The organism is Deinococcus detaillensis, assembly GCF_007280555.1.
Classification (GTDB): Bacteria; Deinococcota; Deinococci; order Deinococcales; family Deinococcaceae; genus Deinococcus; species Deinococcus detaillensis.
This window is the reverse complement of sequence record NZ_VKDB01000032.1, coordinates 1-22,807: the sequence shown is the minus strand read 5'-3', so window position 1 is coordinate 22,807 and position 22,807 is coordinate 1. Positions and strand designations below refer to the sequence as shown.

Sequence of the window (22,807 nt, the reverse complement as noted above, 5' to 3'; positions counted from 1 at the left end):
CAAGTCGTGTCCAGAGGGCATCTGGCACTTCCCAGATAGTTTCTTGATCATCAATCTGCGCTTGGTGAGGCTGTGTCGTCGTCATACCATTAGTTTACATATTTTCCGAATAGACTTTTAGTGGGCTTCGAGGCGCTGGTTCGCTGGCAGCACCCCACTCAGGGGCTGCTGTCTCCAGGGAAATTCATCCAGGTGGCTGAAGAAAACGAGCTGATCGTGCCGCTCGGAGAGTGGGTGCTGCACGAAGCCTGCCGCCAAGCGGCGCTCTGGGATGCCAACAGCCGGGGCTTTACCATGAGTGTCAACGTCAGTGCCCTGCAATTCGAGCACTCCGGTCTGCTGAACGCTGTGCAGCAAGCTTTAGCATCTTCAGGGCTCAATCCGCAGCGCTTGGTGCTCGAACTCACCGAGAGTGTCGTCCTACGCAACCCTGAGGTCGCCGCCTTACAGCTGACCCGGCTCAAAGATCTGGGCATCCGGGTGGCGCTGGACGACTTCGGCACGGGACAGAGCAGCCTGAGTCTGCTGCGTACCCTGCCCATCGATGTGCTCAAGATTGACCGTTCGTTCGTACAGGATGAGAGCATCGCCGAGGGAAGCTCAGCCCGGATGTTGCTCAACGTGATGATCACCCTGGCCCACGGGCTGAACATGCTTGTCACGGGTGAGGGAGTCGAGACCCCTGAGCAGCAAGCCTTGCTTGACGAACTCGGCTGTGACAACATTCAGGGCTTTTTGCTGGGCCGCCCTGTTCCGCCTGAAGACATCTGCTGGACGCCGCTGAATCACACCAACAGACAGGAACACTAACCCGCTCCTTCTTGAGCGCCAGAAATGTGCGGCACGCTGTCCGACACATCCTCAAGTGTTCTCCAGGGACGCTCTCAACCAGGGGGCGAGAGCCACTTGGACGGCTCCTGAGATGGTTGCCTGCACCTCAGCCGGGCTTTGTACAGGGTCTTCCCCCTCAAACAGCAGATCTAGCACAGCCGTCACCGCTCCGATGAACGCCCCAGTCAGAGCCGCCGCCGAGATGGGGTCGAGTTCGGTCGGGAAGGCGGCAGCGAGGTGACGCGCAATCTCGCGCTGCGCGTCGAGCTGATGTTGCAGCGCCCGGCCACGCAGGGCAGGAACCGTCCGCATCAGCCGCAGTCGCAGCGCCGCCCGGCGGCCCGTCAGATCATCGGATTCTTGGGCTGTGGTGGTCATGGCCCGCATCAAGACCTGCACCGGGCCGTCGCTGGGCTGCCGGGCCGCAATCGCGTCGATGGCCGCGCCGATTCGCGCGTCGCTTTCGGGAAACAGCAGGTCTTCCTTACTGGCAAAGTAACTGAAAATGGCCCGTTTGCTGATCTCGGCAGCGGCGGCGATATCGTCCAGAGTGGTTGCGCTGTAGCCGTCACGCTCAAAGAGTCGCGTTGCAGCGGTGAGGATGGCCTGCCGAGTGCGCAGGCGTTTGCGTTCGCGCAGAGTCATGTGGCTCATTCTAATCACTGAGAGCTTTTCTTCACTTGTTGCAAAAATGCACCCAGTGAAGTATAAAGACATATGACCCCACCGTGCGTTCTGATTTCCGGCGCTGGCATCGCTGGCCCCACGGTGGCGTACTGGCTGGCCCGCAGCGGCTGGCGGCCCACAGTGGTCGAACGCGCAGGCGGCGTGCGCTCCAGTGGCAATCCGGTGGATGTGCGCGGCGCAGCGCTGAGCGTCGCCGAGAAGATGGGCATCGTTGCGGCCCTCCGAGACGTTTCCACATCCGTCCGGGCCATCAGCTTCTATGACCGTGCGGGCCACCGCTTCGCCCGCGTGGTCACTTCCGCTGGGCGTAGCGCCGCCGGAACGCCTGAAATGGAAATTCCCCGCAGTGATTTGGCCCGCGTCCTGTTCCAAACTGCGAGTGACGTCACCGAATTCCTTTTTGACGACACCATCACCGCTCTCCATCAGGATGCGGGCGGCGTTGATGTCACCTTCGAGCGCCACGCTCCCCGCCGATTTGACTTCATGATCGGCGCGGACGGCCTGCACTCCGCCGTGCGCCAGCTGGCATTCGGCCCAGACGAGCAATTCGTGCGGCACATGGGCCTGTATGTCGCCACCACGGCGCTGCCAGAGCCGGCTAAGTCGCCGCAGGACGTGCTGATGCACAACACCCCCGGACGGCTGGTGGCGGTTCATCCGGGCCGAGACCGCGCGATGGCCGGCTTTTTCTTCTGGCATCCCACCGCTCCCCCCGACCACCGGAATCCAGAGGCGGTCAAACGGTTTGTGGCGGCGGCATATGCGGGGGTGGGCTGGCGCGTGCCGGAGTTGCTGGCGCAGTTGTGCGCCGCGCCGGATCTGTACTTCGACGCGGTCAGCAGGGTTGAGACTCCCCACTGGTCTCAGGGGCGCGTGGCGCTGCTCGGAGACGCCGCATCCTGCCTGTCCCTCTTTGGCGAAGGGTCGAGCTTGGCGGTGGCCGGCGCTTATGAGCTGGCACAGGCCCTGAGCGCCAGCCCGCACGATCACGGCCTAGCATTTGGGCGCTACGAAGCTGCACACCGCGCCCGTGTGGCTCCGAAGCTGCGCAATTTTGGCTTAATGGCGTCGCTACTGGTTCCGCGTTCACGCCCCGGCCTCACAGTTCGTGATCTCGCTCTCCGTGTGCTGACGCGCGGTAGGGACAAAAAGCAGTGAGATTCGGAGGCGGCCCGGATTTTGAGCTGCCCGGTTCACGTCGTTGACGCCGGAGCATTCGCACGCCGATCTTCTAAGTACGCCAATGTTTATCTTTGGATAAACCGAGCGGAGCGAGAGATGGGAAAAGTACGGCTAGATGGGAGTGGAGGGATGAAGCGTTCTGTGCGGAATCCCGAAACGGTAATCTTGCTGTACTTAGACTGCTCCCCTCTAATCTGCGTATAGCATTCAGTGTTATTGCCAACAACATGACAGCATCCCTGCATGTCAGAAACCCACCTAGCCACAGCGCGGCGCTGGCTGGCCGAAGCGCTGGGCCTCGCCGTCTTCGTGGTTTTCAGTTTAAGCGCGGCGGTGCTGGCCCAGCTCGGCGTGCTGCCCACACTGGCCGCCGACGCGCTGGTGCCGGGTCTGGTGATCCTGGCGCTGATCTACGGCCTGAGCGACCTGTCCGGAGCGCACTTCAACCCCGCTGTGACGCTGGCTTTCGCGCTGCGGGGCAGCTTTCCGTGGGCGCGGGTGCCGGGATACCTGGCCGCGCAGTTCCTGGGGGCCTGCGGCGGGGTGTGGCTGGTCTCAGCCTGTGTGCCGCTCCCCAAAGCGCACGAGTTGGTCAGGCCTTGGGGGGCGTTTGGGCTGGAGACGGTCTGCACCGCGCTGCTGCTGCTGGTGATTTTGGCCACCGCCAAGCGCAAGGCGGAAGTCGGCTCTCAGGCGGGTTTGGTGATCGCCGGAACGCTGGGGCTGTGCTTGTTCACGGCGGGCAGCGTCTCAACCATCGGCGTCAATCCCACCCGCACGCTGGCCGCCGCGCTGTTCAGCGGCACGGTGCTGGCATCTTGGCCGCATCTGCTGGGACCGTTTGCAGGCGGCACGCTGGCCACAGGGCTGACCTATCTGCTGCGCGGCCCACTCAACCAGCAGGAGGCCGAGACGGCCAACGGGCAAGCAGAAGCGGGAGAGGAGTCGTCCAGTTAGATTCTGACGCGTCAATTTGCCTGCGTAAGAGCCGTCTGTGAAGAAAGTTCGAGCGTATTTGTGGCAGATCAAAAACGCTCTAAATGAGGGTCTGCCGATCTTACGCCAATTCCCGCAATAGAAACTGCCGGGAAGCTTAAGGCCCCGGCAGTTTCTTCTAAGTGGAAAGCTAGGTTTCTTTGCTGTGCAGGAGAGCCGGCCGGTCTTTGCCGAGGCAGCGGAGAGTATCGTCTCCGCTCTCAGGCTCTAGCGGGTTTGTTCGCCGCCCTGCGCCGCTTCAAACAAAAACCAGACGCGGCGCTCGGTCTCATCGATCAGCACTTCCAGCAAGCTGGAGGTGGCGTAATCGCGGGCGTCGTCGCACACTTCATGCGCTTTTCGCATATTGGCGGCGATGCTCTGGTTGTCGGCCATCAGCTCACGGAGCATGTCCAGCGGGGTCACGAAGTCGGCGTTGTTGTCCTGCACGGTCTGGAGGCTGGAGATATGCGAGATGGAGCGCAGCGTGGTGCCGCCCAACTTGCGAACCCGCTCGGCCAGCGGATCGGTACTGCCCAGCAATTGATCGGCCTGCTCGTCGAGCATCAGGTGATAATCGCGGAAGTGGCTGCCCGACAGGTGCCAGTGGAAGTTCTTGGTCTTGAGGTACACCGCGAAAGCGTCGGCGATCAGGGGGTTGACGGCCCCGACGACGGCCCTGACCTGATCAGGGGTCAGATCGGTGGGGGTTTTCAGGGCGGCAGGTGCGGGATAAGGTTTCGGAAACGTGTTGGTCTGAGTCATCAAAAGCTCCTTTATAAATAGGCGGCCACTCGGCAGCGAAGAGAAAAGGTCAAAGGAATGCTGGTCTGGAAGGGTTCCAGAGGCGTTTGTCCCTCAAGCATTAAAGGCCGGCAGCGTTAAGCGGAGGTATGAATCCGGCAGAAAACAAGGAACAGTAAATTTGCGGTGAGAAGCAGGTCACGACCAAATGGAGTATCTACTTTGCTAAATGCCCCGGCTGATTTGAATATCGCCGTGTCTCTCTTTAATCCAACATAACTTTTGCAACTGATCCCAAAACCTATTCATCTCGCAAAAGAAAGAATCGCTTTTCGTAGCAGTACACTGCCCTGTCACAGGAGGCCCCATGTACAGAGCGGTCAACAGCCACAGAGAAACCCATTTCACGGGCTCGGAGATGGTGCGCGACATCGTGATCGGCATGAGCGACGGCCTGACCGTCCCCTTCGCGCTGGCCGCCGGACTGTCGGGCGCAGTTGCCAGCGGACACGTGGTGCTGATCGCCGGGATCGCCGAGATGGCCGCTGGAAGCATTGCCATGGGGCTGGGCGGGTACTTGGCAGCCCGCAGCGAACATGAGTCCTACATCTCGGAACGTGCCCGCGAGGAAAAGGAAATTGACGAGAAACGTGACGCCGAGATTGGCGAGGTGCGGGCCGTCTTTCAGAAGTATGGGCTGACCGGCGACCCACTGGAAGCCGCCACACAGGCCATCACCAGCAACCGCACGACTTGGATTGGTTTCATGATGAAAGAAGAACTGGGTTTAGAGGAACCGGATCCGAAACGGGCGCTGAGATCAGCCCTGACGATTGGGCTGGCCTACATCGCGGGCGGCATCATTCCGCTGACGCCGTACGCACTCAATCTGACGCTCAGCCGGGCGCTGCTGCTGTCGGTGGTCTTGACCCTGATCGCTCTGTTTGCCTTTGGGGCACTCAAGGGCCGTTTCACGGGGTCATCGGTGCTCAAGAGTGCTGTCCAGACCATGTTCGTGGGTGCGGTGGCCTCCGGCGCGGCCTTCCTGATCGCGAGGCTGGTGTCCGGTTCGGGCGGAGTGTAGGGTCTGCGGCTGTGCTCCGTCAGCCCTGAAGGCCGTGCTCAAGTGCCAAGGAGGGTTCCGAGCCGCCCGGCACACCCGCTTCCTCAAACGTCAGCATTTCGCGCAACGTCGCGGCGGCGGCCAGCAGGAACGGCGCGGCCAGCACCCCCCCGGTGCCCTCCCCCAGCCGCAGCCCCAAGTCAAACATCGGCGTCAGCTTCAGGTGGTCGAGCTGAGCGCGGTGGCCGATTTCGGCGCACAGTCCGGCGGCAAATAAATAATCGCGCAGCGCTGGAGCGAGCGCTACTCCAATGAGCGCCGCTGAACCTTCCACGAAGCCGTCTACGATGATGGCCCGCTTTAGGGCCGTCGCCTGAAGCATCATGCCGAGCATGGCCGCGATTTCGTAGCCGCCGAGATCGGCCAGCACGCCCAGCGGGTCGCTGAGTTGGCTGCCCTGGCGGGCCAGCGCGTCCCGAATCACCTCAACTTTGTGGGCCAAAGTCAGGTCGTCGACCCCGGTGCCGCGCCCGGTGACGGCGGCAGGATCGAGGCCCAGCAGCTTGGCGCTCAGGGCACTGGCGGGCGTGGTGTTGGCGATGCCCATTTCGCCGGGAATCAGCACATCCGCGCCCGCGCCGATGGCCTGCCGAGCCACTGCCGCGCCCGCCGCGATCAGGCTCAGGGTTTCTTCCCGCGTCATGGCGCTCTCAAGCCTCAGGTTGCGGGTGCCGCGCCGGACGGCGGCGCGAATGAGCTGGGGATGATCCGGCAATTCGGCGGCTACGCCCGCGTCCAGCACGTAAACCTGTGCGCCGAGGCTGCGGGCGATGGTGTTGACGGCGGCTCCGCCCGCGCCCGCCGGGGTGGAAAGGAGAAAGTTGCCCACCATGGCTGGCGTCACCGCCTGCGGAAAGGCGCTGACGCCCTCGGCGGCCACGCCGTGATCGCCCGCCGCCACCATCACTGCCACGCCGCGCGGGTGCGGTTTGGGGGTTCCAAAAACGCCCGCCAGCCGCACTGAAATTTCTTCGAGCTGGCCCAGTGCGCCGGGCGGCTTGGTGAGCTGAGCCTGCCGCTCACGGGCGGCCTGCATGGCCAGTTGGTCGGCGGGAGTAACGCTGCTGAGCAAATCGGCAAGGTGATCAGACAAGTTCATGGTGTTTCCTCGCTTCATTTCAGGCGCAGGGGCAAGCCGCTGACCAACAGGTGCGCTTCATCGGCGGCGGCGGCGAAGCGCTGATTGGCCCAGCCCAGCAGATCGCGGTAGCGGCGGGCCAGCGCGTTGTCTGGGACGATGCCCAGCCCTACTTCGTTGCTGACCACGATCAGGGTGGCGGTGTTGCGTCTGAGCAAGTCGTCCACCCGCGCCAGCACCTCACCGTCTTCCAGCTCGGCCAGCATCAGGTTGCTGACCCACAAGCTCAAGCAGTCCAGCAAAACGGTGGGCGTGTGTGCTGCTTGCAGGGCCGTCACCACGTCCAGCGGCTCCTCAAGGGTGATCCACTCGGCGGGGCGGTCACTTTGGTGGCGCTCGATTCGTGCCCGCATTTCGCCGTCAAACGCCTGCGCGGTGGCGAGGTAGGTCACGGCGTGGCCGCTCAAATGCAGGGCCTGCCGCTCGGCGAAGCTGCTCTTGCCGCTTCTGGCTCCGCCCGTGATGTAGATGAGCTTGCCCGCCTTGGTCAATTTAGAGTCTGTCAAGGTTGAGTCCTTCCAGCCACCACGCGCCGCCCGCCCGCCTCAGGTGGGTCACGCGGGCGTGGTGAATGCGGGCCGCACTGAAACCGAGTGTCAGGCGCAGGGCGGCCAAAATGAATCCGGCGTGGGTGAAAGCCAGGGTTGTTTCGCCGGGTAGGGCGTCGAGCCAGGTCTGCACCCGTGCGTGAAAAGCTCGCCCGGTTTCGCCGCTGGGCGGGCCACTTTCCGAAGTGGGGTCGCTCAGCGCGTCGATCCAGCAGCGCGGCTGAGTGCCGTAACGGGTTTCCAATTCACTCCAAGTGTGTCCGGCCATCTCACCAAAGTCGGCTTCCAGCAAAGCGGGAGAGCGCTCAGGCTTATCTAGGCCTGCCAAAGTTGCTGTTTGCAAGCAGCGCCGCGCTGGACTGCTCCAGACCTGTGCGCTCCCATGCAGATGCAGAGCGCGGGCCTGCCGTTCCCCTTCTGGCGTCAGGGCGGCGTCGTCCTGTCTGCCGGGATAACGGCCTTCGGCGTTGCGGGGCGTCTGGGCGTGGCGAATCAGGTACAAATCGAAGGTCATTTCGGCCAGCCTGCCAGCGTGACCAGCACAGTCAGGGCGCTGAGTTCAGCCACCTCGATGCACGCGCCGTACACGTCGCCGTTGATGCCGCCGCCCAGCCGCCGCGCTGCAAAGGCGGCCACCCCCAGCGCCGAGAGCAGCGCCGCCGCAAATCCTGCCCAAGCCTGCGGAAAAAACAGCGCGGGCAAGGCCACCAAGCATGCCACCGGCCACCAGCCTTCCCGCGAGCGAGCGCCCAGCGACTCGGCCCTTGCCGCCGGGTAAAGGTTCATGGGAGCCAGCACCGCCAGCCGCGCCGACACCGCCGCGATCAAGAGGGGCCAAGCGTTCGGCAGCGCCTGAAGCAGCGAAAAGCGGATCAGCAGAGCGATCACCCCCGTCGCCAGCCCGAAGGCCCCCACATGCACGTCGCCCAGAATTCTGAGCCGCTCGGCGGGCGACTTCATGGCAAACAGGGCGTCGGCGGCGTCCACCAGCCCGTCAAAGTGCAGCATGCCGGTCAGGGCCAACCAAGCCGCCACCGCCAGCGCCGCGCCGACTCCCGGTGGGAGGTGCAGCCACTGACAGGCCGCCCACACCAGCGCCGCCCCGCCGCCCACCGCGTAGCCCGCCAGCGGGTAAAAGCCGCTGGCCCGCGCAAATTCGCCTTCCCCCACCTCACGCACGTGCGGCAGCGGCAAGGTGGTCAAAAAGGTCAGGGCCAGGTGGGCCGGGCGTAGCAGGCGGCTCAGGCTGCTCACCACGCGTACCGAATCAAGTCTGTAAAAACCAAGCGTCAACCTCAACTCAGGCAACCGGAACCAAAAAAGCGCCCGGCGGGGGGCGCGTCAAAGTCGGAAAGTCGGGGATGCTGAGCCGGTAAAAGGCCGCAAGCCGTTTCCCTGCTCCTGACGCGGAAGCAAGTTCAGCAGATCATCAATAAGCTGTGCAGTGAGTAACCGGACTGAAACCGTGGCGCGACCGTGCTCGACAACCGTGCCGGACTGTGCTTGCCCGTTTACTGGGAGCATTTACCGGACTTCTCTCAAGCAGAGCGGGTCAGGTCAAGCGCTGATCCCAGCGGGAGTGTAGCACTCGGGGCGGCGTCCCTCGTTTTTGCGCGGCGTCCGCTAACCGCGCTGCCCAGTTCCGCGCGGCCCAGTTCTGCGCGGCCCAGTTCTGCTAAGCTGCCGGCACCTGAGGTTGGGGAAGTCCGGTGAAATTCCGGCGCTGTCGCGCAGCGGTAATCAGACTGAGTTCTGTAAGCCCGAATGCCTCTCAGGGAAGCCTCACACCAAGCGCCGTAAGGCCGCGTGTGGGGCACCTCTCGCCGTCAGAGGGCCAAGTTGTGCGTGCTGCTGGAGATCACCTCCGGCACGGCTCCGCGCTGGCCCCAGCCAGATCGGGCTTTTTTTTGCTGTGCTCCCGCTCTGGCTGCTCTCGCCCACGCACACCGGAGCTTACCCATGCGTCACCCCGCCACTTTCGTTTTGTTTGCCCTGCTGTCCAGCGCCGCCGCCACCACCTACCCGCTGACCGTCACCGATGATCTGGGCCGCTCCGTGACTTTGAAAAGTAAGCCGCTCAGAATCGTGGCGATGCTGCCCTCGCACACCGAGACACTTTTTGCCATTGGCGCGGGCGATCAGCTGGTCGGCGCGGACAAGTACAGCACCTACCCCGACGCCGCCAACAAACTTCCCAAAGTCGGCAGCGGCTACCAGCCCAACATCGAAGCGATCTTGGCGCTCAAGCCCGATCTGGTGCTGGCCGACGAATCGGCAGGGTCGCGCCTGACCGAGAAGCTGGCGGCGGCGGGTCTGACCGTCTACGGCGGCACGGCCCAGACCTACAACGAAGTTTTTGAAAAAATCGCAGTGCTGGGCAAGCTGACCGACCACGAAACCGGAGCGGTCAAGCTGATCACCAAGATGCGCTCGGAACTCAATACCCTCAGCGCCAGCGTCGTCAAATTGCCCAAGGTCAGCACTTACTACGAAGTCGATCCTGCGCCGTATTCAGTCGGCCCCAATTCGTTTATCGGCGTGCTGATCGCCAAAGCCGGCGGCCAGACGATTATTCCTTCCAGCTTAGGCGACTTTCCCAAAATTGCCCCCGAACTCATCGTCAAAAGTAATCCGCAGGTGATGGTCGGCTTGACGCTGGATGAAGCCAAGAACCGGCCCGGCTGGAACACCCTGAGCGCCGTGAAAGCGGGCCGCGTCTTCAAGGTCACGCCCGAGCAAAACGACGCGCTGTCGCGTCCGGGGCCGCGCCTGCCCGACGCCCTGAGAACGTTGATCCAACTGATTCACCCGGAGGCGCTGAAATGACTTCGGGCGACGAAGCGACCCGGCAGCGCCGCGAGGCCGCCATGCAGGAATTGCAGGAAGCCAACGACAGCCACATTAAGCAGGAAGGCATCAGCAAGGGTCGGCGGGGGCTGATCATCGTCAACACCGGCAACGGCAAGGGCAAAACCACCGCCGCGCTGGGCCTGATGATGCGGGCGCACGGGCGCGGCCTCAAGACACGGCTGTTTCAGTTTCTCAAGCACGAGAATGCCAAGTTCGGCGAGCACCGCACCCTCGACGCGCTGGGCTTGCCGTATGAAGGACTGGGCGACGGTTTTACCTGGCGTTCGCGCAACTTGGAGAACTCCGCTGAGATGGCCGCGCACGGCTGGGAACTGGCTAGGGCCGCCATCGAAGCGGGCGAATACGATTTGATCGTGCTCGACGAGTTCACCTATCCGCTCAAATACGGCTGGGTCAGTTGGCCGGAGGTGGAAGCCACCCTGAAAGCCCGCAGTCCGCTGATGCACGTGGTGATTACCGGGCGCGGCGCTCTGCCCGAACTGATCGAGCTGGCCGATACCGTCAGCGAGATTCAGCCGGTCAAGCACGCCTACAGCGCCGGAATTGGAGCGCAGATCGGGGTGGAATACTGAGGCGAGCCGTGCTGCTGGCTCTCGCGCTGGACGCCTGGGGTGAGCCGCCCGCCCACTTTCATCCGGTGGTCTGGATGGGAAATTACCTCAAGTGGGCGCGGCAGCAGTGGCGGGGTCAAACGCCTTTCCTCCAACTGGCGGAGGGCACGCTGACCTGGACGCTGGGGGCGGTCATCAGCGCGGCGGCGGGGCAGCAAGCGCGGCGGTTGCCGTGGTGGGCACAGGGCGTACTGCTCAAGCCCTTGCTCGCCCGCCGAGCGCTCTTCGACGCCGTCAGAGCAGTCCATAGCGCTCTGGCCCATGACGACTTGCCTGAAGCGCGGCGCTTGCTTTCGTGGCACCTGGTCAGCCGCGACACCGCCGAGCTGAGCGCCTGCGAAGTGGCGGGCGCGGCGATTGAAAGTTTGGCCGAGAACCTTTCCGACAGCCTAATCGCGCCGCTGCTGGCTTACCGGGTGGGAGGGCTGCGGCTGGCCGCCCTCTACCGCTACGCCAACACCGCCGACGCCATGTGGGGCTACCGCACGCCCGAGTTGGAATGGGTGGGCAAACCGGCGGCCCGAACCGACGACCTGCTCAACCTCGCGCCCAGCCGCCTGACAGCCCTGTGCGCCTTGGTGGTGGCTGGGCAGCCAAAAGCTTGGCGAGTCTGGTGGCAAGATCGCTATGTCACCACCAGCCCCAACGCGGGGCATCCGATGAGCGCTTTTGCGGGAGCGCTGGGCATCAGATTAGACAAACGCGGCGTCTACACCCTCAACCCGGCGGGCCGCTCGCCCTGCGCCGCCGACTTGCCGAGGGCGCTGCAACTGGCGGAGCGCACCTTTGGTCTGGCGCTGTTGGTGCTGCTCGTCAAAAGGAAAAGTCGTGCCTGAGCTCCTTCCACGTGTTCCACACGGCGGGCCGGGCGCTGAGCCGTTCAGGGGTCTAGATTTCAGCGTCAATGCCAACCCGTATGGCCCTAGTCCTGTTCTCTTGAAGGCGCTCCTTGACGCCGACCACACCCATTACCCCGATCCCACCTACTTTGAGACGAGACGTAAGCTGGCCGACTGGCACGGCGTCAACCCTGAAAACGTGGCGGTTTCGGTGGGCGCGTCCGATTTGCTGCACCGCCTTGCCCGCGCTTTTTTGCCGGTTGGCGGCACGCTGCTGAGCCTTCACGCCCCGTTTGGTGAGCTGGCCCGCGCCGCTCAGCTGCAAGGCAACCGGATCGAGGTCATATCTGATCTGCCCACCGATTTACCTCCAAACACCGCTTTGGTCTACGTGGGTTATCCGCACAATCCGACGGGGCAAGCGCCGACGCCCGACCAGCTCAGCCAGCTCTCCGAGCAGTGCGCGGCTTCCGGCGCTTTGTTGATCGTGGACGAAGCCTACGCCGCCTTCGCGGGCTTGCCCGACCCGCCGAGGCATCCCCACCTGATCCGGTTGCTGTCGCCGGGCAAAGCGCATGGCCTGGTGGGAGCGCGGCCCGCCTACGCGCTGGCAGCGGCTCAGCTGATCCGCGCCCTCGACAACCTGGCTCCGGCTTGGCACGTTCCGGCGAGCACGGCGGCGGTGCTGGCGAGTTTGCCCGAAGCGCAGGCGTTTTTGGCCCAGACGTTGCCACAAGTTCGGCGTCACGCGGAGGATTTGGCCGAGCGGCTCGGCTTGTTTGGGGCAGTTCAGCACCTCGGCACACCTTACTTGCTGCTTAAAGTCGGAAACGCTCAGCAGGTCAGCGCCGCCTTGCTCTCCTCTGACATCAAAGTTAGGGACTGCGCCAGCTACGACTTGCCGCAGTGGATTCGGGTGTCGGCCCGCTTGCCGGGCGAGAATGCCGCGCTGATTGAGGTTATAAGGAGTTTGTATGGGTAAGGCCATCATGATTCAGGGCTGCACCAGCAACGCCGGAAAAAGTTATCTGTGCGCCGCGCTGTGCCGCATTTTGTCGAATGAGGGTCTAAAAGTGGCTCCTTTCAAAGCCCAGAACATGAGCAACAACGCGGGCGTGACCCCGGACGGCCTGGAAATGGGCCGCGCTCAACTGGTGCAGGCGCGGGCAGCGCGGGTCACGCCCGACGTGCGAATGAATCCGGTGCTGCTCAAACCCGAAGCCGACACCCGCTCGCAGGTGGTGCTGCTGGGCAAGGCCAATCCCGAACTCACCGCGCTGGGCTGGCGGGAGCGCAAGCCGCATTTGTGGCCGCACGTGCAGAGCGCCCTGCACAGCCTCATGGCCGAGTACGACGTGGTGGTGATCGAGGGTGCGGGCAGCCCCGCCGAGGTCAATCTGCGAAGCGCCGACATCGTGAACATGCGGGTGGCGCTGGAAGTCGGGGCGCGTGTTTTGCTGGCCTGCGATATAGACCGGGGCGGCGCGTTTGCCCACCTGCTTGGCACCTGGCATTGCCTGAGCGCCGATGAGCGGCAGTTGCTGGGGGGCTTTTTGCTCAACCGTTTTCGCGGTGACGCCCGCCTGCTCTCCCCCGCGCCCGAGTGGCTGGAGCAGCAGACTGGTATTCCTACCCTCGGCGTCATCCCGATGCTGGATATTCCGCTGCCGGAAGAAGACGGGGTGGTGTCACGAGAACCCTCAGGTTTGTCGGAAGGTTTTGTAGCGGTGGCCCGCTTGCCGCGCATTTCTAACCTAGACGAATTCGCGCCGCTGGGCGAGCTGCTGCGCTGGGTGACCTCGCCCACCGAGCTAGAGGGAGCGCGGGCCGTTATTTTGCCCGGCAGTAAAAGCACCGCCGCTGATTTGGCCTGGCTGCGTTCCAGCGGTCTGGCCGCCGAAGTGGTGCGGCAAGCGCAGCGGGGCGTGCCGGTGCTGGGCATCTGCGGCGGCCTACAAATGCTGGGTGAGCGCCTGAACGACCCGCACGGCGTAGACGGCCCGCCGGAAAGCTCAGGGCTGGGGCTCCTCCACTTGGACACCGAATTTGCCCCCGCCAAAACCACCCGTCTGACCACATTCACCGACTCAGAAACGGGCCTCAAACTGGAAGGCTACGAAATTCATCACGGCCACACCCGCGTGGGCGGCGCGGTGGACGAACTCGCTCCCGAGCTGCTGTGGCGCAGCGGCAATGTGCGCGGCACTTACCTTCATGGCCTACTGGAAAATCCGGCGTACCTGGAGCGCTTCTTGGGTTGGGCCGGTTTGCCGCTGCCGGAGAGCTTGGACACTCTGGACGCCCGCTTGGACGCCATTGCCGAGCGGGTCAAAGCCAGTCTGGACTGGGAGCGGGTGCGGGCTTTGTGGTAAAGAACCTCGGCTGCTGGGAAAGGCGTTCTATACGTCACTGTCGTTGCTGAGCTTTGGCCCGATGTCGGGCACCGGCTGGCCCGGCTTCCATTCCACGACTACGCCGTCGTCGGGGTTGTGCGGCGCTTTGATGAACACTGCCCGCCAGGGCACCTCACCCTCGTTGACGAGGTAGTGCATCTCCATCGGGTCGCAGCGGTGGTAATCGCCCGGCCCCAGTTCTACCCGCAGCCCATTGGTCCACATCACCGCGTTTCCTTCCAGGGTGTAAAACGACTCCTCGGTGCGCTCGTGGTAATGGTTGGGAAAATCTTGACCAGGCGGCAACACCACCACGCCGAAATCGGTGCGCGGGCCACGCGAGAGGTAGCCGGGGCCGTAGGTGTCGTAGCGTAGGGGCGTCTCATCAATTTTGGCTTTGTGCATATCGTTCTCCTTCAGAGTCCTGGAGCTTTCCACAGCGAAGTGGTAATGCCCTGATCCACCAAACTCCGCTGAGCAGCGTAGGCAATTTGCCAGCGGCCGGTTAGCTCAGCGTACAGCGCCCCGAGCGCCCGATTTGGCTGGTAGGTGCGCTCCCAACTCACCAGCGCCTCGCCGCCCTCGGCCAGCGAGGCGTAGACGCCCACGCCCGTTCCGGCGGCAATGGCCGTGCCCAGCGCCGTCGCTTCCTTGACCACCGGCACCCGCACCGGCTTACCACTCACGTCGGCCAGAATCTGGCACCACAATTCACCCTTGCTGCCGCCGCCCGCGAAGGTCAGTACCTCGCTGTCCACGTGGGTAAACTGCTGAATCAGCAGCAGGTTTTGCACGCTGACGACGGCGGCATGTTCCTCCAGCGCCCGGAACAGTGCGCCCCGACTGGACTTGACAGGGTCAAGCGAGAGGTTGAGGAACGACGGAGCGGCGTGATACCAAGCGCTGTAGCGCATCACGTCGCTGAAAATCGGGATGATACCGTAAGCGCCGGGTGGCACCTGGCGGGCCTGCTCTTCCAGTGAGCTGTAGGCGTCCCGCCCGCCCAGCTGCTCCTGACGGCGCTCCTCGTCGCAGTACGTGTCGCGGAACCAGCGCATCGCCGCGCCCACGAAAAAGGAGATGGTCTCGGCCTGCCAGACGCCCGGCACGGCGTGGCAGTTGATGCGGATGTCCATCGCCGGGTCGGTTTTGGGCTCGGCCAGATTGACTTCCTGCTGCCAGAAGGTGCCGCCCAGAATAGCCGTCTGTCCGGGCCGCACCACGCCCAGCCCCACGCAACCGAGTTGCACGTCTCCCCCACCCATCACGACGGGTGTGCCGGGCCGCAGACCAGACTCCCCTGCGGCGCGTGGGGTGACGGCTGAAAAGGCGGTGCCGGATTCGAGAACGGGTGGAAACAGTTCGTCGGGCAAGCCCAGATCGTTTAGCCCTACCCTCGACCAGTCGCGGCGAAGCAAACTGAACATCCCACTGGTACAGGCATTGGACGGATCGCTGGCCAGCACGCCGCCCAGCCGGTAAAGCACCCAGTCGCTGAGCATGCTGACGCGGTGAATGCGCCCGAATACCTCCGGCTGGTGCTGCTTGATCCACAGCAGCCGGGGCACAGCGCTGAGAGCAAAGGTCTGGCCGCTTTCCTGATAAGTTTGCCGCTCGACTTGAGCGTGGTCGCGCTGAAGCAAGCGCACCTGCTCGGCGGCGCGGGCGTCCACGTTGGCGCAGGCCCAGATCTCGCGGCCAGACTCGTCATACAGCACGATGGCCTCGCGCATACTGCTGGCGCTGACGGCCAGAATGCTCTCCGGTGTGGCCCCGGCTTGAGCCATCACCCGCTGGATGCACTGACAGATCACGCCCCAGTTGCGCTCCACGGCAAAGTCCATCACGCCGGGGGTGCCGTCATTCTCGTGTGTCCATTCCTGAGCAGCCACTGCGACTTGCTGGCCTTGCGGCGTGAACAGCACCGCCCGGACGCTGCCGGTGCCCGCGTCGATGGCTAGGAGGAAGCCGCTCACGCCCGCTTCCTCAGCCGCAGCACGTTGAGGTGTTCTCCCGCCAGCGACTCAGCATAGCCGCCAATTTGAGTGGGCTGCTCAAAGCCCTGATCCGGAGAAGTCTGGTGCCAAACTGCGGCAGGGTAACGCTGATGATCTGCCGCTGAATTGGAGCATCGAGACATTTGGCCTCCTGAGTCGTAAAAGTGAGAGAGCACGTCGCCGCCCGCGCTGATCGGTTCAGACCACCGACTCTTCACCGCTGGCGGCGGATTCCAGACTCTCCACAACACACTCCTGTGGCTGGACAGACCCGAGCTTTGAACCAATGAGTAATGCGTTTTCGTTTGGCCTGAGTATAAAGGAGTCGGAGCAGCAAAGACGCAGATGCAACCTTCAAATGTGATTGATACTCACGGCATCAAGCGGCCTCCAATGCGAGTTGAACACGTCTGGACACTGTTTGGGCACGTTCAGCGGCATTCGTCTCAAATTATTGGCCTGCTCCGTGTCCGGCCGGCTGCCACCCCAGTGATCAGCACCAAGCCTGTCATCGCCAGCAAAAACAGCAGCGGCGCGTGCCAGTTGCCCGCTTTGTCGTGCAGCGCCCCGAAGAGAAACGGGCCAGTCGCCGCCAGCGCGTAGCCGAAGCCCTGCGCCGTCGCCGAGAGCTGCGGCACCTGCGCCAGATTGTCGGCCCGCACGGCAATGAACATCAGCGCCAGCGGAAAGGTGCTGCCCGCGCCGATGCCCAAGAGCAGCAGCCACGGCAACGGCGTCAGCGGAGCAAGCAGCAGGCCAGTGACGCCCGCCGCGCTGATGAGTGCCGTGACCACCGCCAGCGGCACCAGCAGCCGGGGCCGCGCCGCCAGCACCGGCACCGCCAGTGTGAAAGGCAACTGCACCACGTTGGCAAAGGCCAGCATGAGCCCCGCCTGCGCCGCCGTGAAGCCCTCGTCTTGCAGCACTTTGGGCAGCCATGTCAGCCAGGTGAAAAACACCAGCGACTGAAAGCCCATGTACAGCGTCACCGGCAGCGCGTAAGGATTTTTCCACACCGATGGCCCGCCTTTGATTGCTGTTCGGGCGTGCGTCTGCCGCCCGAACACGGCGGGCAACCAAGCCAGCACGCCAGCCGCCGCCAGCAAGATCCACACGCCTACCGACGAGCGCCACGCGCCGCCCAGCGCAGTCATCAGCGGCACCGCCACCCCCGAGGCCAGCGCCGCGCCGCCCACCACCGCCAGCGTGTACAGCCCAGTCATCGGCCCGACGCGGGTGGGGTAATCGCGCCGGATCAAGCTGGGCAGTAGCACGTTGTTCAGGGCGATGCCCGCACCGACCAGCACCGTACCCATCAAAATGACCGGCAGCGTCGCGCCGATCCTCAGCACGCTGCCCAACCCGATCAGCGCGGTGGCCAGCAAGATGATGGTTTCGTTGCTGTAGCGGCGGCTCAGCAGCGGCGCGAGGGGAGCCAGGATGCCCCAGCACAGCAGCGGCAAGGTGGTCAGCAAACTGAGTGTGGCCGCGCTGACGTTGAGCTCCGCTTGAATCTGAGACAGCAGCGGCCCGAACCCGGCAATGGGCGGGCGCAGGTTGAGCGCCACCAGAATCAGCCCCACGATCAGTAGGGGCGCGGCGGCGGGCTTGCGGCGTTGTGGAATTTGCGGCGTTGTTCCCGCCGCCTCTGGGGGCTCGGGGTCGGCTTGGTGAAAACGGCTCATCTGCACAGGTTAGCGTGCCGAGTCCTGCTTCCCGGCTTCAGTTTAGGATTCGGCCACCAGAGTACGCCTAAGTAAGCTCTTGAGCCCGATCCATGTGAAACAGCAGTGTAGGAAAGAATCCATTTCCTTCTCTCCCTGCGTCCTGAGAGCAGCAAAGAATTGAGCTGGTCGGGCTGAGCGTGGGAAGCGGTAGACTCGGCAGGCAAATTCAATTGTGGAGTAGACAAGGCGTCTAAGTTCGCCTTAAGCTGTAACTCATTAAAGCCATCTTCGGCTGATCTGAGGATGCTCCTTTATGGCTGGGGAGCGCCCGCACAGTCGGCGGCACTCCAAGTTCGAGATTCAAAGATTCGAGATCTAGGATTTTCCGGAGGATTTCAAATGAAGCGAACGAAGACCGCACGCGGCGGGTTGCTGCTGATTTCTCTACTGCTTGCAGCGAGCGCCCAGGCTCAGGACACGATCAACGTCGGGGCCAACATCGGCAACGTGCCGTGGGAATTTCAGGACGCCAGCGGAGCCAACATCGGCTTTGAAATCGAGCTGGTCAGCGAGATCGCCAAAAATTTGGGCAAAAAGGTCAACGTCGTCAACACGCCGTTCAACGGCCTGTTTGCCGCCGTGCAGTCGGGACGCATCGACGCCGCCATCTCCAGCATCACTATCACCAAAAAGCGTTTGGAAACCGTGTCGTTCGCGCAGCCCTATTACGACTCCGACCAGTCGCTCACGGTGGCCAGCGGCAGCACCCTCGGCAAAATCAATACCTTCAAAGGCAAGACCGTCGGCGTGGACACCGGCTCGACCGGCGCAGTGTGGGCCGCTGCCCATCAGGCCCAGTATGGCTACACCATCCGCGAGTACACCGGCCTGAATCCGGCCATGCTCGACCTCAAAGCCGGGCGCATCGACGGCTACATCTCCGATATTCCGGCCCTGCTGTATTACGCCAAAATCACTGGCGGCGTCAAAGTCGTGGAGCGCCTCAAGACCGGCGAGCAGTACAGCGTGATGTTCGCCAAAGACAATCCATTGGCCGCGCAGTTTAATACCCAACTCGACGCCATGAAGAAGAGCGGCTACCTTGCCAAGTTGCACCAGAAATGGTTCGGGGTCTTGCCGGAGAAGGGAACCTCGACGGCCACCATCTTGCCGATGCCCAAATAATTGCGCTCATTTGATGGCGGGTGCCGGTGAAACTGCTCGACACTTTCTTTAATCTTGGCGTGCTGCAATCGGCGCTCCCTGCTCTGCTGCGCGGCCTGCTGATAACCTTAGAACTGGGGGTGATCAGCGCCGTTGTGGGCACTTTACTGGGCTTGGTGGTGGCGCTGATGGGCCTGTACGGGCCGCGCTGGTTGCGGGCGCTGGTGCGTTTTTACATTGACGTGCTGCGGGCCATGCCGCTGCTGGTGTTCATGGTGCTGATCTACTACGCTCTGCCGTTCGTCAAGATTTTGCTGCCCGCCTTTACCTGCGCCGTTCTGGCGATTGCCCTGATCGCCTCGGCGTATGTGGCCGAGATCATCCGCTCAGGCATTGAGGCGATTCCCACCGGACAGTTTGAGGCGGCCCGCTCGCTGGGTCTGCGCGGTTGGGACGTGATGACCAGCGTGATCTTGCCGCAGGCGCTCAGAATCGTGGTGCCGCCCTTGACCGGCAACGCGGTCTCGATCATGAAAGACACCGCTATCGCCTCGGTGGTGGCTTTGCCCGAACTGCTCCAGCAGGCCACCTCGCAGCAAGCACTCTCGGCCAATCCCACCCCGTTGGTGGGCGCGGCACTGATTTATGTGGTGCTGCTCTTTCCGCTGGTGCGCCTCGTCAGCCGCTTCGAGGCGCGGGCCAAACAGCGGGCCAGCCGCTGAAAATAAACCAGCAGCACCAAGCCAGCAGCACAGACTCCGGATTCCCCTCGCGCCCTGACCCGCTTACAAGGAAGGCCTTATGACCACACTTCCCATCTCTGTTCCCGTCTCCCCTACCGTTTCACCGCTGGAGCCACACCTCGGCTTCATCCGTTCTCAGTTTCCGGCGCTCGATAGTCCTTGGGCCTTTTTCGACAACGCGGGCGGCTCGCAGGTGCTGCGCGGCGTGGCCGAACGCGTCAGCGAGTATCTGACCAGCACCAGTGTGCAGCTTGGGGCCAGCTACGCCGTCTCGCAGGAAGCCAGCGCCCGCGTCGCGGCAGGTGTGCAGGCGGCGGCCCACTTTGTCAACGCCGCCGATCCGCGTGAGGTTGTTCTGGGCGGCAGTTCGACGCAGCTCGTCGCCAACCTGGCTTCCTCGATGGGCGAATTCCTGAAAGCCGGCGACGAGATCATCATCACCGACACCGACCACGAGGCGAACGTGGGAGCCTGGACACGGCTGGAATCGCGCGGCATCAAAACCAAAATCTGGAAGATCGATACCCAGACACTGCAACTCGACCTGAACACGCTGGGGACCCTGATGACCGACCGCACCCGGCTGGTCTGCTTCACGCACGTCTCGAACGTGCTGGGCACCATCAATCCGGTGCCGGAAATCACCCGCTTTGTGCATCAGCGCGGCGCGAAAGTGTTCGTGGACGGCGTGGCTTACGCGCCCCACCGAATGGTCGATGTGCAGGCCTGGGACGTGGATTTTTACCTGTTCAGCTGGTACAAGGTCTACGGCCCACACATCTCGCTGCTGTTCGGCAAGCTAGAGAACCTCCTCGAACTGCCCAGCATCAACCACTTCTTCGTCTCGCCGGACGCGGCGGCGTACCGACTTCAGCCGGGCAACCTCAACTATGAGCTGACCTACGGCCTGACGGGCGTGACCGATTACATGAGCGCCCTTCAGTCGCGGCTTGGGGTGGACAGTCTCAGCGCCGTGTTCGACGCCTTCACCGCGCACGAAGCGGTCTTGGCCGGGCGACTGCTCGAATACCTCGCCACCAAACCCAATGTGCGGGTCATCGGGCATCCGCTGGCAGATCCTTCGGCGCGAGTGGACACCATCAGTTTCGTGGTGGACGGTGTGGCCTCGTCGGAGCTTCCCAAATTTCTGGACGGGCAGCACATCGCGGTGCGCTACGGACATTTTTATGCTTACCGCCTGATTCAGAGCTTGGACCTCGATCAGGAGGAGGGCGTGGTGCGCGTCTCGATGGCCCACTACAACACCCTGGCCGAAGTCGACCGCTTGATCGCTGGGCTGGAAGCGTTTGGCCTGTGAAGTGAGACAGGAGAAATTCATCCACACAGATCAACTCTTCCAAGTCGCAAGAGATAACATGGAGACAACCGAATGAGCTTGATCATCAGCGGCGGTACGGTCGTCACGGCAGATGGCCGTTTTCAGGCTGACGTGCGGGTGGACGGCGGCAAGATCACGGCGCTGGGGCTAGATTTGGCGCAATCCGGCGACAAGATCATCGATGCCAGCGGCAAATACGTCTTGCCGGGCGGTATCGACGTTCACACCCACCTGTCGATGCCTTCGATGGGCACCGTGACCTGTGACGATTACTACACCGGCCAGGTCGCGGCGGCGATGGGCGGCACCACCACGCACCTCGACTTCTGCATTCAGCCCAAAGGAAGCAGCCTGAGAGCGGCGCTGGATATCTGGCACGGCAGGGCAAAGGGGCAGGCCGTCATCGACTACGGCTTTCACGTCGCCGTGACCGATCCGCTGCCGGAGGTACTGGACGAGATTGCTGGTCTGCCGGATCAGGGCGTCACGTCCATCAAGCTGTTTCTGGCTTATAAGGACACCCTGCAAGTCGATGACACGGCGGTGTTCCGCTGCCTGGAGCGTGCCCGTGACGCCGGCGTGTTGACGCTGGTGCATGCCGAGAACGGTGACGCTATTGAGATCCTCATGGCAGAGGCCGTCGCCCGTGGCGAGACGGCTCCCAAATATCACGCCCTAACCCGTCCCCCCGAGCTGGAGGCCGAGGCCACCGGCCGGGCGATTGCGCTGGCCGAAGTGCTGGGCGCACCGCTCTACATTGTCCACCTGAGCTGCCGCCCGGCGTTGGCGCGGGTGCGTGAGGCCCAAGCGCGGGGCGCACGCGTCACTGCCGAGACCTGTACCCAGTACTTCTTCTTTACCAAGGACGATCTGGACTGTCTCGGCTTCGAGGGGGCCAAGTGGGTGTGCAGCCCGCCGCTCCGCGAAAAGGAAGATCAGGCCGCGCTGTGGGCAGCGGTGGGTGACGGCACGCTCAGTGTCATCAGCACCGATCACTGTCCTTTCCGCTTTGACACCCAAAAGACTTTAGGCAGGGACAATTTCACTCTGATTCCCAACGGCGTGCCCGGTATCGAGGAGCGTTTGATGGTGCTGCACCAAGCGGGCGTGCGCGGCGGCCACTTCAGTTTGGAGCGCTTCGTGGCCCTGACCGCTACCAATCCTGCCCGCAGCTTCGGCCTCGGCGGCGTGAAGGGGGCTATTGCGCCGGGCTATGACGCCGATTTGGCGCTGTGGGATCTGGAGCGCCCGCACACGATTACAGCCAAGACCAACCACGGTGCCGTCGATTACAGCTTGTACGAGGGGATGGAAGTTCGGGGTATGCCGGTGACCGTCCTTGTGCGGGGCCAAACAGTAATCGATCAGGGACGGCTGATAACCGAGCGAGGGAGTGGACAGTTTCTGCACCGGCAACGTATCTGAGTTCAGGTTGTATGGCGGTGCTTTTGGCAGTGGACGGGTCTGACAGTGCAATGCCGCAGTGAAGGAGCGGAAGCGCTCAGTCCAGTCCGGTAGCCCGCCAAATGCTCTAAACCAGAAGCTGCGGTGGAATCTGCTTCAAACGTAGATGGGCGAGCAGCCAAGATACATTTGCTCCTCGGCTCTGCCCATAAACAGCCCAAACCATCGGCGCCTTGGCTTGAGCTGTTTGGTTGCTCTTTAGCCTTGCGAGCCACTTTGAGTAGATAGGTTGAGGGAGCCGAAATGAAACGCCTTCCCGGCGCTATTTCTCGGCGCTGGTAACCGAAGTCGTTGCCAAAACTGCCTCTATTACTGCTTGAGCGAGATACCTAATACGGATTCCGAAAAATCTGTTATACTTTGTCTATCAGACACCCTCAATTCCTCCACCAAGCCGATGACTTCTGGGTCATCTACAAGCGCAGTACCTGTGCTGTAGAGCGCCGTCGCAGCCAACTCCTCGCTCTGCTCTGTGAAGGCAAATCTTA

The 22,807-nt window shown here is 63.0% G+C and carries 23 protein-coding genes and 1 riboswitch; of the genes, 13 read left to right on the top strand and 10 right to left on the bottom strand.

The genetic code is table 11. The features are described from left to right. Positions 1-120 precede the first annotated feature (120 nt). Complete coding sequence (locus tag FNU79_RS17015; RefSeq protein ID WP_143721989.1) at positions 121-810, top strand: putative bifunctional diguanylate cyclase/phosphodiesterase; 690 nt, start codon at positions 121-123, stop codon at positions 808-810. A 51-nt stretch (positions 811-861) separates the two neighbouring features. Here the strand turns inward: FNU79_RS17015 and FNU79_RS17010 are convergent, their stop codons facing one another. Continuing rightward, positions 862-1,476 (bottom strand): TetR/AcrR family transcriptional regulator, encoded by a 615-nt coding sequence (locus FNU79_RS17010; protein ID WP_143721988.1) that lies wholly within the window; start codon positions 1,474-1,476, stop codon positions 862-864. Positions 1,477-1,548: 72 nt separating this feature from the next. Here FNU79_RS17010 and FNU79_RS17005 point away from each other — a divergent pair, with 72 nt between their 5' ends. After that, a complete protein-coding gene (locus FNU79_RS17005; RefSeq protein WP_143721987.1) occupies positions 1,549-2,679 on the top strand; it encodes an FAD-dependent monooxygenase in 1,131 nt (376 codons plus the stop codon). A gap of 267 nt (positions 2,680-2,946) precedes the next feature. Further along, positions 2,947-3,660, top strand: coding sequence for an MIP/aquaporin family protein (locus tag FNU79_RS17000; RefSeq protein ID WP_143721986.1), 714 nt, complete (start codon positions 2,947-2,949; stop codon positions 3,658-3,660). A 246-nt stretch (positions 3,661-3,906) separates the two neighbouring features. Here FNU79_RS17000 and FNU79_RS16995 read toward each other — a convergent pair whose 3' ends face one another. Further along, positions 3,907-4,443, bottom strand: a complete 537-nt coding sequence (locus FNU79_RS16995) for a Dps family protein (RefSeq protein WP_143721985.1) — start codon at positions 4,441-4,443, stop codon at positions 3,907-3,909. A gap of 346 nt (positions 4,444-4,789) precedes the next feature. Here FNU79_RS16995 and FNU79_RS16990 point away from each other — a divergent pair, with 346 nt between their 5' ends. Next, complete coding sequence (locus FNU79_RS16990) at positions 4,790-5,506, top strand: VIT1/CCC1 transporter family protein (protein ID WP_143721984.1); 717 nt, start codon at positions 4,790-4,792, stop codon at positions 5,504-5,506. Between the two features lie 19 nt (positions 5,507-5,525). Here the strand turns inward: FNU79_RS16990 and cobT are convergent, their stop codons facing one another. From cobT to FNU79_RS16970, 4 genes are read right to left on the bottom strand one after another with little or no spacing between them, the layout of a single operon-like run. Beyond that, the gene (gene cobT / locus FNU79_RS16985) at positions 5,526-6,644 is read right to left on the bottom strand and encodes a nicotinate-nucleotide--dimethylbenzimidazole phosphoribosyltransferase (protein WP_143721983.1); all 1,119 of its coding nucleotides are present in this window, start codon (positions 6,642-6,644) and stop codon (positions 5,526-5,528) included. Between the two features lie 14 nt (positions 6,645-6,658). Continuing rightward, the gene (gene cobU / locus FNU79_RS16980) at positions 6,659-7,189 is read right to left on the bottom strand and encodes a bifunctional adenosylcobinamide kinase/adenosylcobinamide-phosphate guanylyltransferase (RefSeq protein ID WP_225430142.1); all 531 of its coding nucleotides are present in this window, start codon (positions 7,187-7,189) and stop codon (positions 6,659-6,661) included. After that, complete coding sequence (locus FNU79_RS16975; RefSeq protein WP_143721982.1) at positions 7,176-7,745, bottom strand: histidine phosphatase family protein; 570 nt, start codon at positions 7,743-7,745, stop codon at positions 7,176-7,178. Before FNU79_RS16975 ends, cobU begins: the two co-directional genes overlap by 14 nt. Continuing rightward, positions 7,742-8,488: an adenosylcobinamide-GDP ribazoletransferase gene (locus tag FNU79_RS16970; protein WP_143721981.1), complete on the bottom strand. Its 747-nt coding sequence runs from the start codon at positions 8,486-8,488 to the stop codon at positions 7,742-7,744. Before FNU79_RS16970 ends, FNU79_RS16975 begins: the two co-directional genes overlap by 4 nt. Positions 8,489-8,882: 394 nt before the next feature. Further along, positions 8,883-9,021, top strand: a riboswitch (cobalamin riboswitch). Positions 9,022-9,190: 169 nt separating this feature from the next. Between FNU79_RS16970 and FNU79_RS16965 the strand changes: the two genes are divergently transcribed. The 5 genes from FNU79_RS16965 to FNU79_RS16945 are packed head-to-tail and all read left to right on the top strand — an operon-like array spanning position 9,191 to position 13,924. Beyond that, positions 9,191-10,057 (top strand): ABC transporter substrate-binding protein, encoded by an 867-nt coding sequence (locus tag FNU79_RS16965; RefSeq protein ID WP_143721980.1) that lies wholly within the window; start codon positions 9,191-9,193, stop codon positions 10,055-10,057. Then, positions 10,054-10,674 carry a cob(I)yrinic acid a,c-diamide adenosyltransferase gene (gene cobO / locus FNU79_RS16960; protein WP_143721979.1) on the top strand — a complete coding sequence of 207 codons (621 nt, stop codon included), beginning with the start codon at positions 10,054-10,056 and terminating at the stop codon, positions 10,672-10,674. Before FNU79_RS16965 ends, cobO begins: the two co-directional genes overlap by 4 nt. Before the next feature lie 8 nt (positions 10,675-10,682). Continuing rightward, on the top strand, positions 10,683-11,549 hold the full coding sequence (cbiB, locus tag FNU79_RS16955) for an adenosylcobinamide-phosphate synthase CbiB (protein ID WP_318636152.1): 867 nt from the start codon (positions 10,683-10,685) through the stop codon (positions 11,547-11,549). Continuing rightward, complete coding sequence (locus FNU79_RS16950; RefSeq protein WP_143721978.1) at positions 11,542-12,534, top strand: pyridoxal phosphate-dependent aminotransferase; 993 nt, start codon at positions 11,542-11,544, stop codon at positions 12,532-12,534. Before cbiB ends, FNU79_RS16950 begins: the two co-directional genes overlap by 8 nt. Beyond that, entirely contained in the window at positions 12,527-13,924 is a 1,398-nt protein-coding gene (locus FNU79_RS16945; RefSeq protein WP_143721977.1) for a cobyric acid synthase, read from the top strand. The genes FNU79_RS16950 and FNU79_RS16945 overlap by 8 nt, the downstream gene beginning before the upstream one ends. A gap of 27 nt (positions 13,925-13,951) precedes the next feature. On the opposite strand, the gene FNU79_RS16940 is transcribed toward FNU79_RS16945, so the two are convergent. The 4 genes from FNU79_RS16940 to FNU79_RS16930 form a co-directional block, all read right to left on the bottom strand. Beyond that, positions 13,952-14,350 (bottom strand): cupin domain-containing protein, encoded by a 399-nt coding sequence (locus FNU79_RS16940; protein WP_143721976.1) that lies wholly within the window; start codon positions 14,348-14,350, stop codon positions 13,952-13,954. Positions 14,351-14,361: 11 nt separating this feature from the next. Further along, the gene (lsrK, locus tag FNU79_RS16935) at positions 14,362-15,921 is read right to left on the bottom strand and encodes an autoinducer-2 kinase (protein WP_143721975.1); all 1,560 of its coding nucleotides are present in this window, start codon (positions 15,919-15,921) and stop codon (positions 14,362-14,364) included. Next, positions 15,918-16,085: a hypothetical protein gene (locus tag FNU79_RS19235; RefSeq protein WP_185974776.1), complete on the bottom strand. Its 168-nt coding sequence runs from the start codon at positions 16,083-16,085 to the stop codon at positions 15,918-15,920. The genes lsrK and FNU79_RS19235 overlap by 4 nt, the downstream gene beginning before the upstream one ends. Positions 16,086-16,388: 303 nt before the next feature. Further along, a complete protein-coding gene (locus tag FNU79_RS16930; RefSeq protein ID WP_143721974.1) occupies positions 16,389-17,627 on the bottom strand; it encodes a CynX/NimT family MFS transporter in 1,239 nt (412 codons plus the stop codon). A gap of 381 nt (positions 17,628-18,008) precedes the next feature. On the opposite strand from FNU79_RS16930, the gene FNU79_RS16925 reads away from it, so the two are divergent. From FNU79_RS16925 to hydA, 4 genes are all read left to right on the top strand, one after another. Continuing rightward, positions 18,009-18,794 (top strand): transporter substrate-binding domain-containing protein, encoded by a 786-nt coding sequence (locus FNU79_RS16925; RefSeq protein WP_143721973.1) that lies wholly within the window; start codon positions 18,009-18,011, stop codon positions 18,792-18,794. A gap of 26 nt (positions 18,795-18,820) precedes the next feature. Then, the gene (locus FNU79_RS16920; RefSeq protein WP_124875242.1) at positions 18,821-19,495 is read left to right on the top strand and encodes an amino acid ABC transporter permease; all 675 of its coding nucleotides are present in this window, start codon (positions 18,821-18,823) and stop codon (positions 19,493-19,495) included. 79 nt (positions 19,496-19,574) lie between these two features. Continuing rightward, the gene (locus tag FNU79_RS16915; protein WP_143721972.1) at positions 19,575-20,834 is read left to right on the top strand and encodes a cysteine desulfurase-like protein; all 1,260 of its coding nucleotides are present in this window, start codon (positions 19,575-19,577) and stop codon (positions 20,832-20,834) included. Between the two features lie 72 nt (positions 20,835-20,906). After that, entirely contained in the window at positions 20,907-22,280 is a 1,374-nt protein-coding gene (gene hydA, locus FNU79_RS16910; protein WP_143721971.1) for a dihydropyrimidinase, read from the top strand. Positions 22,281-22,807 lie beyond the last annotated feature (527 nt).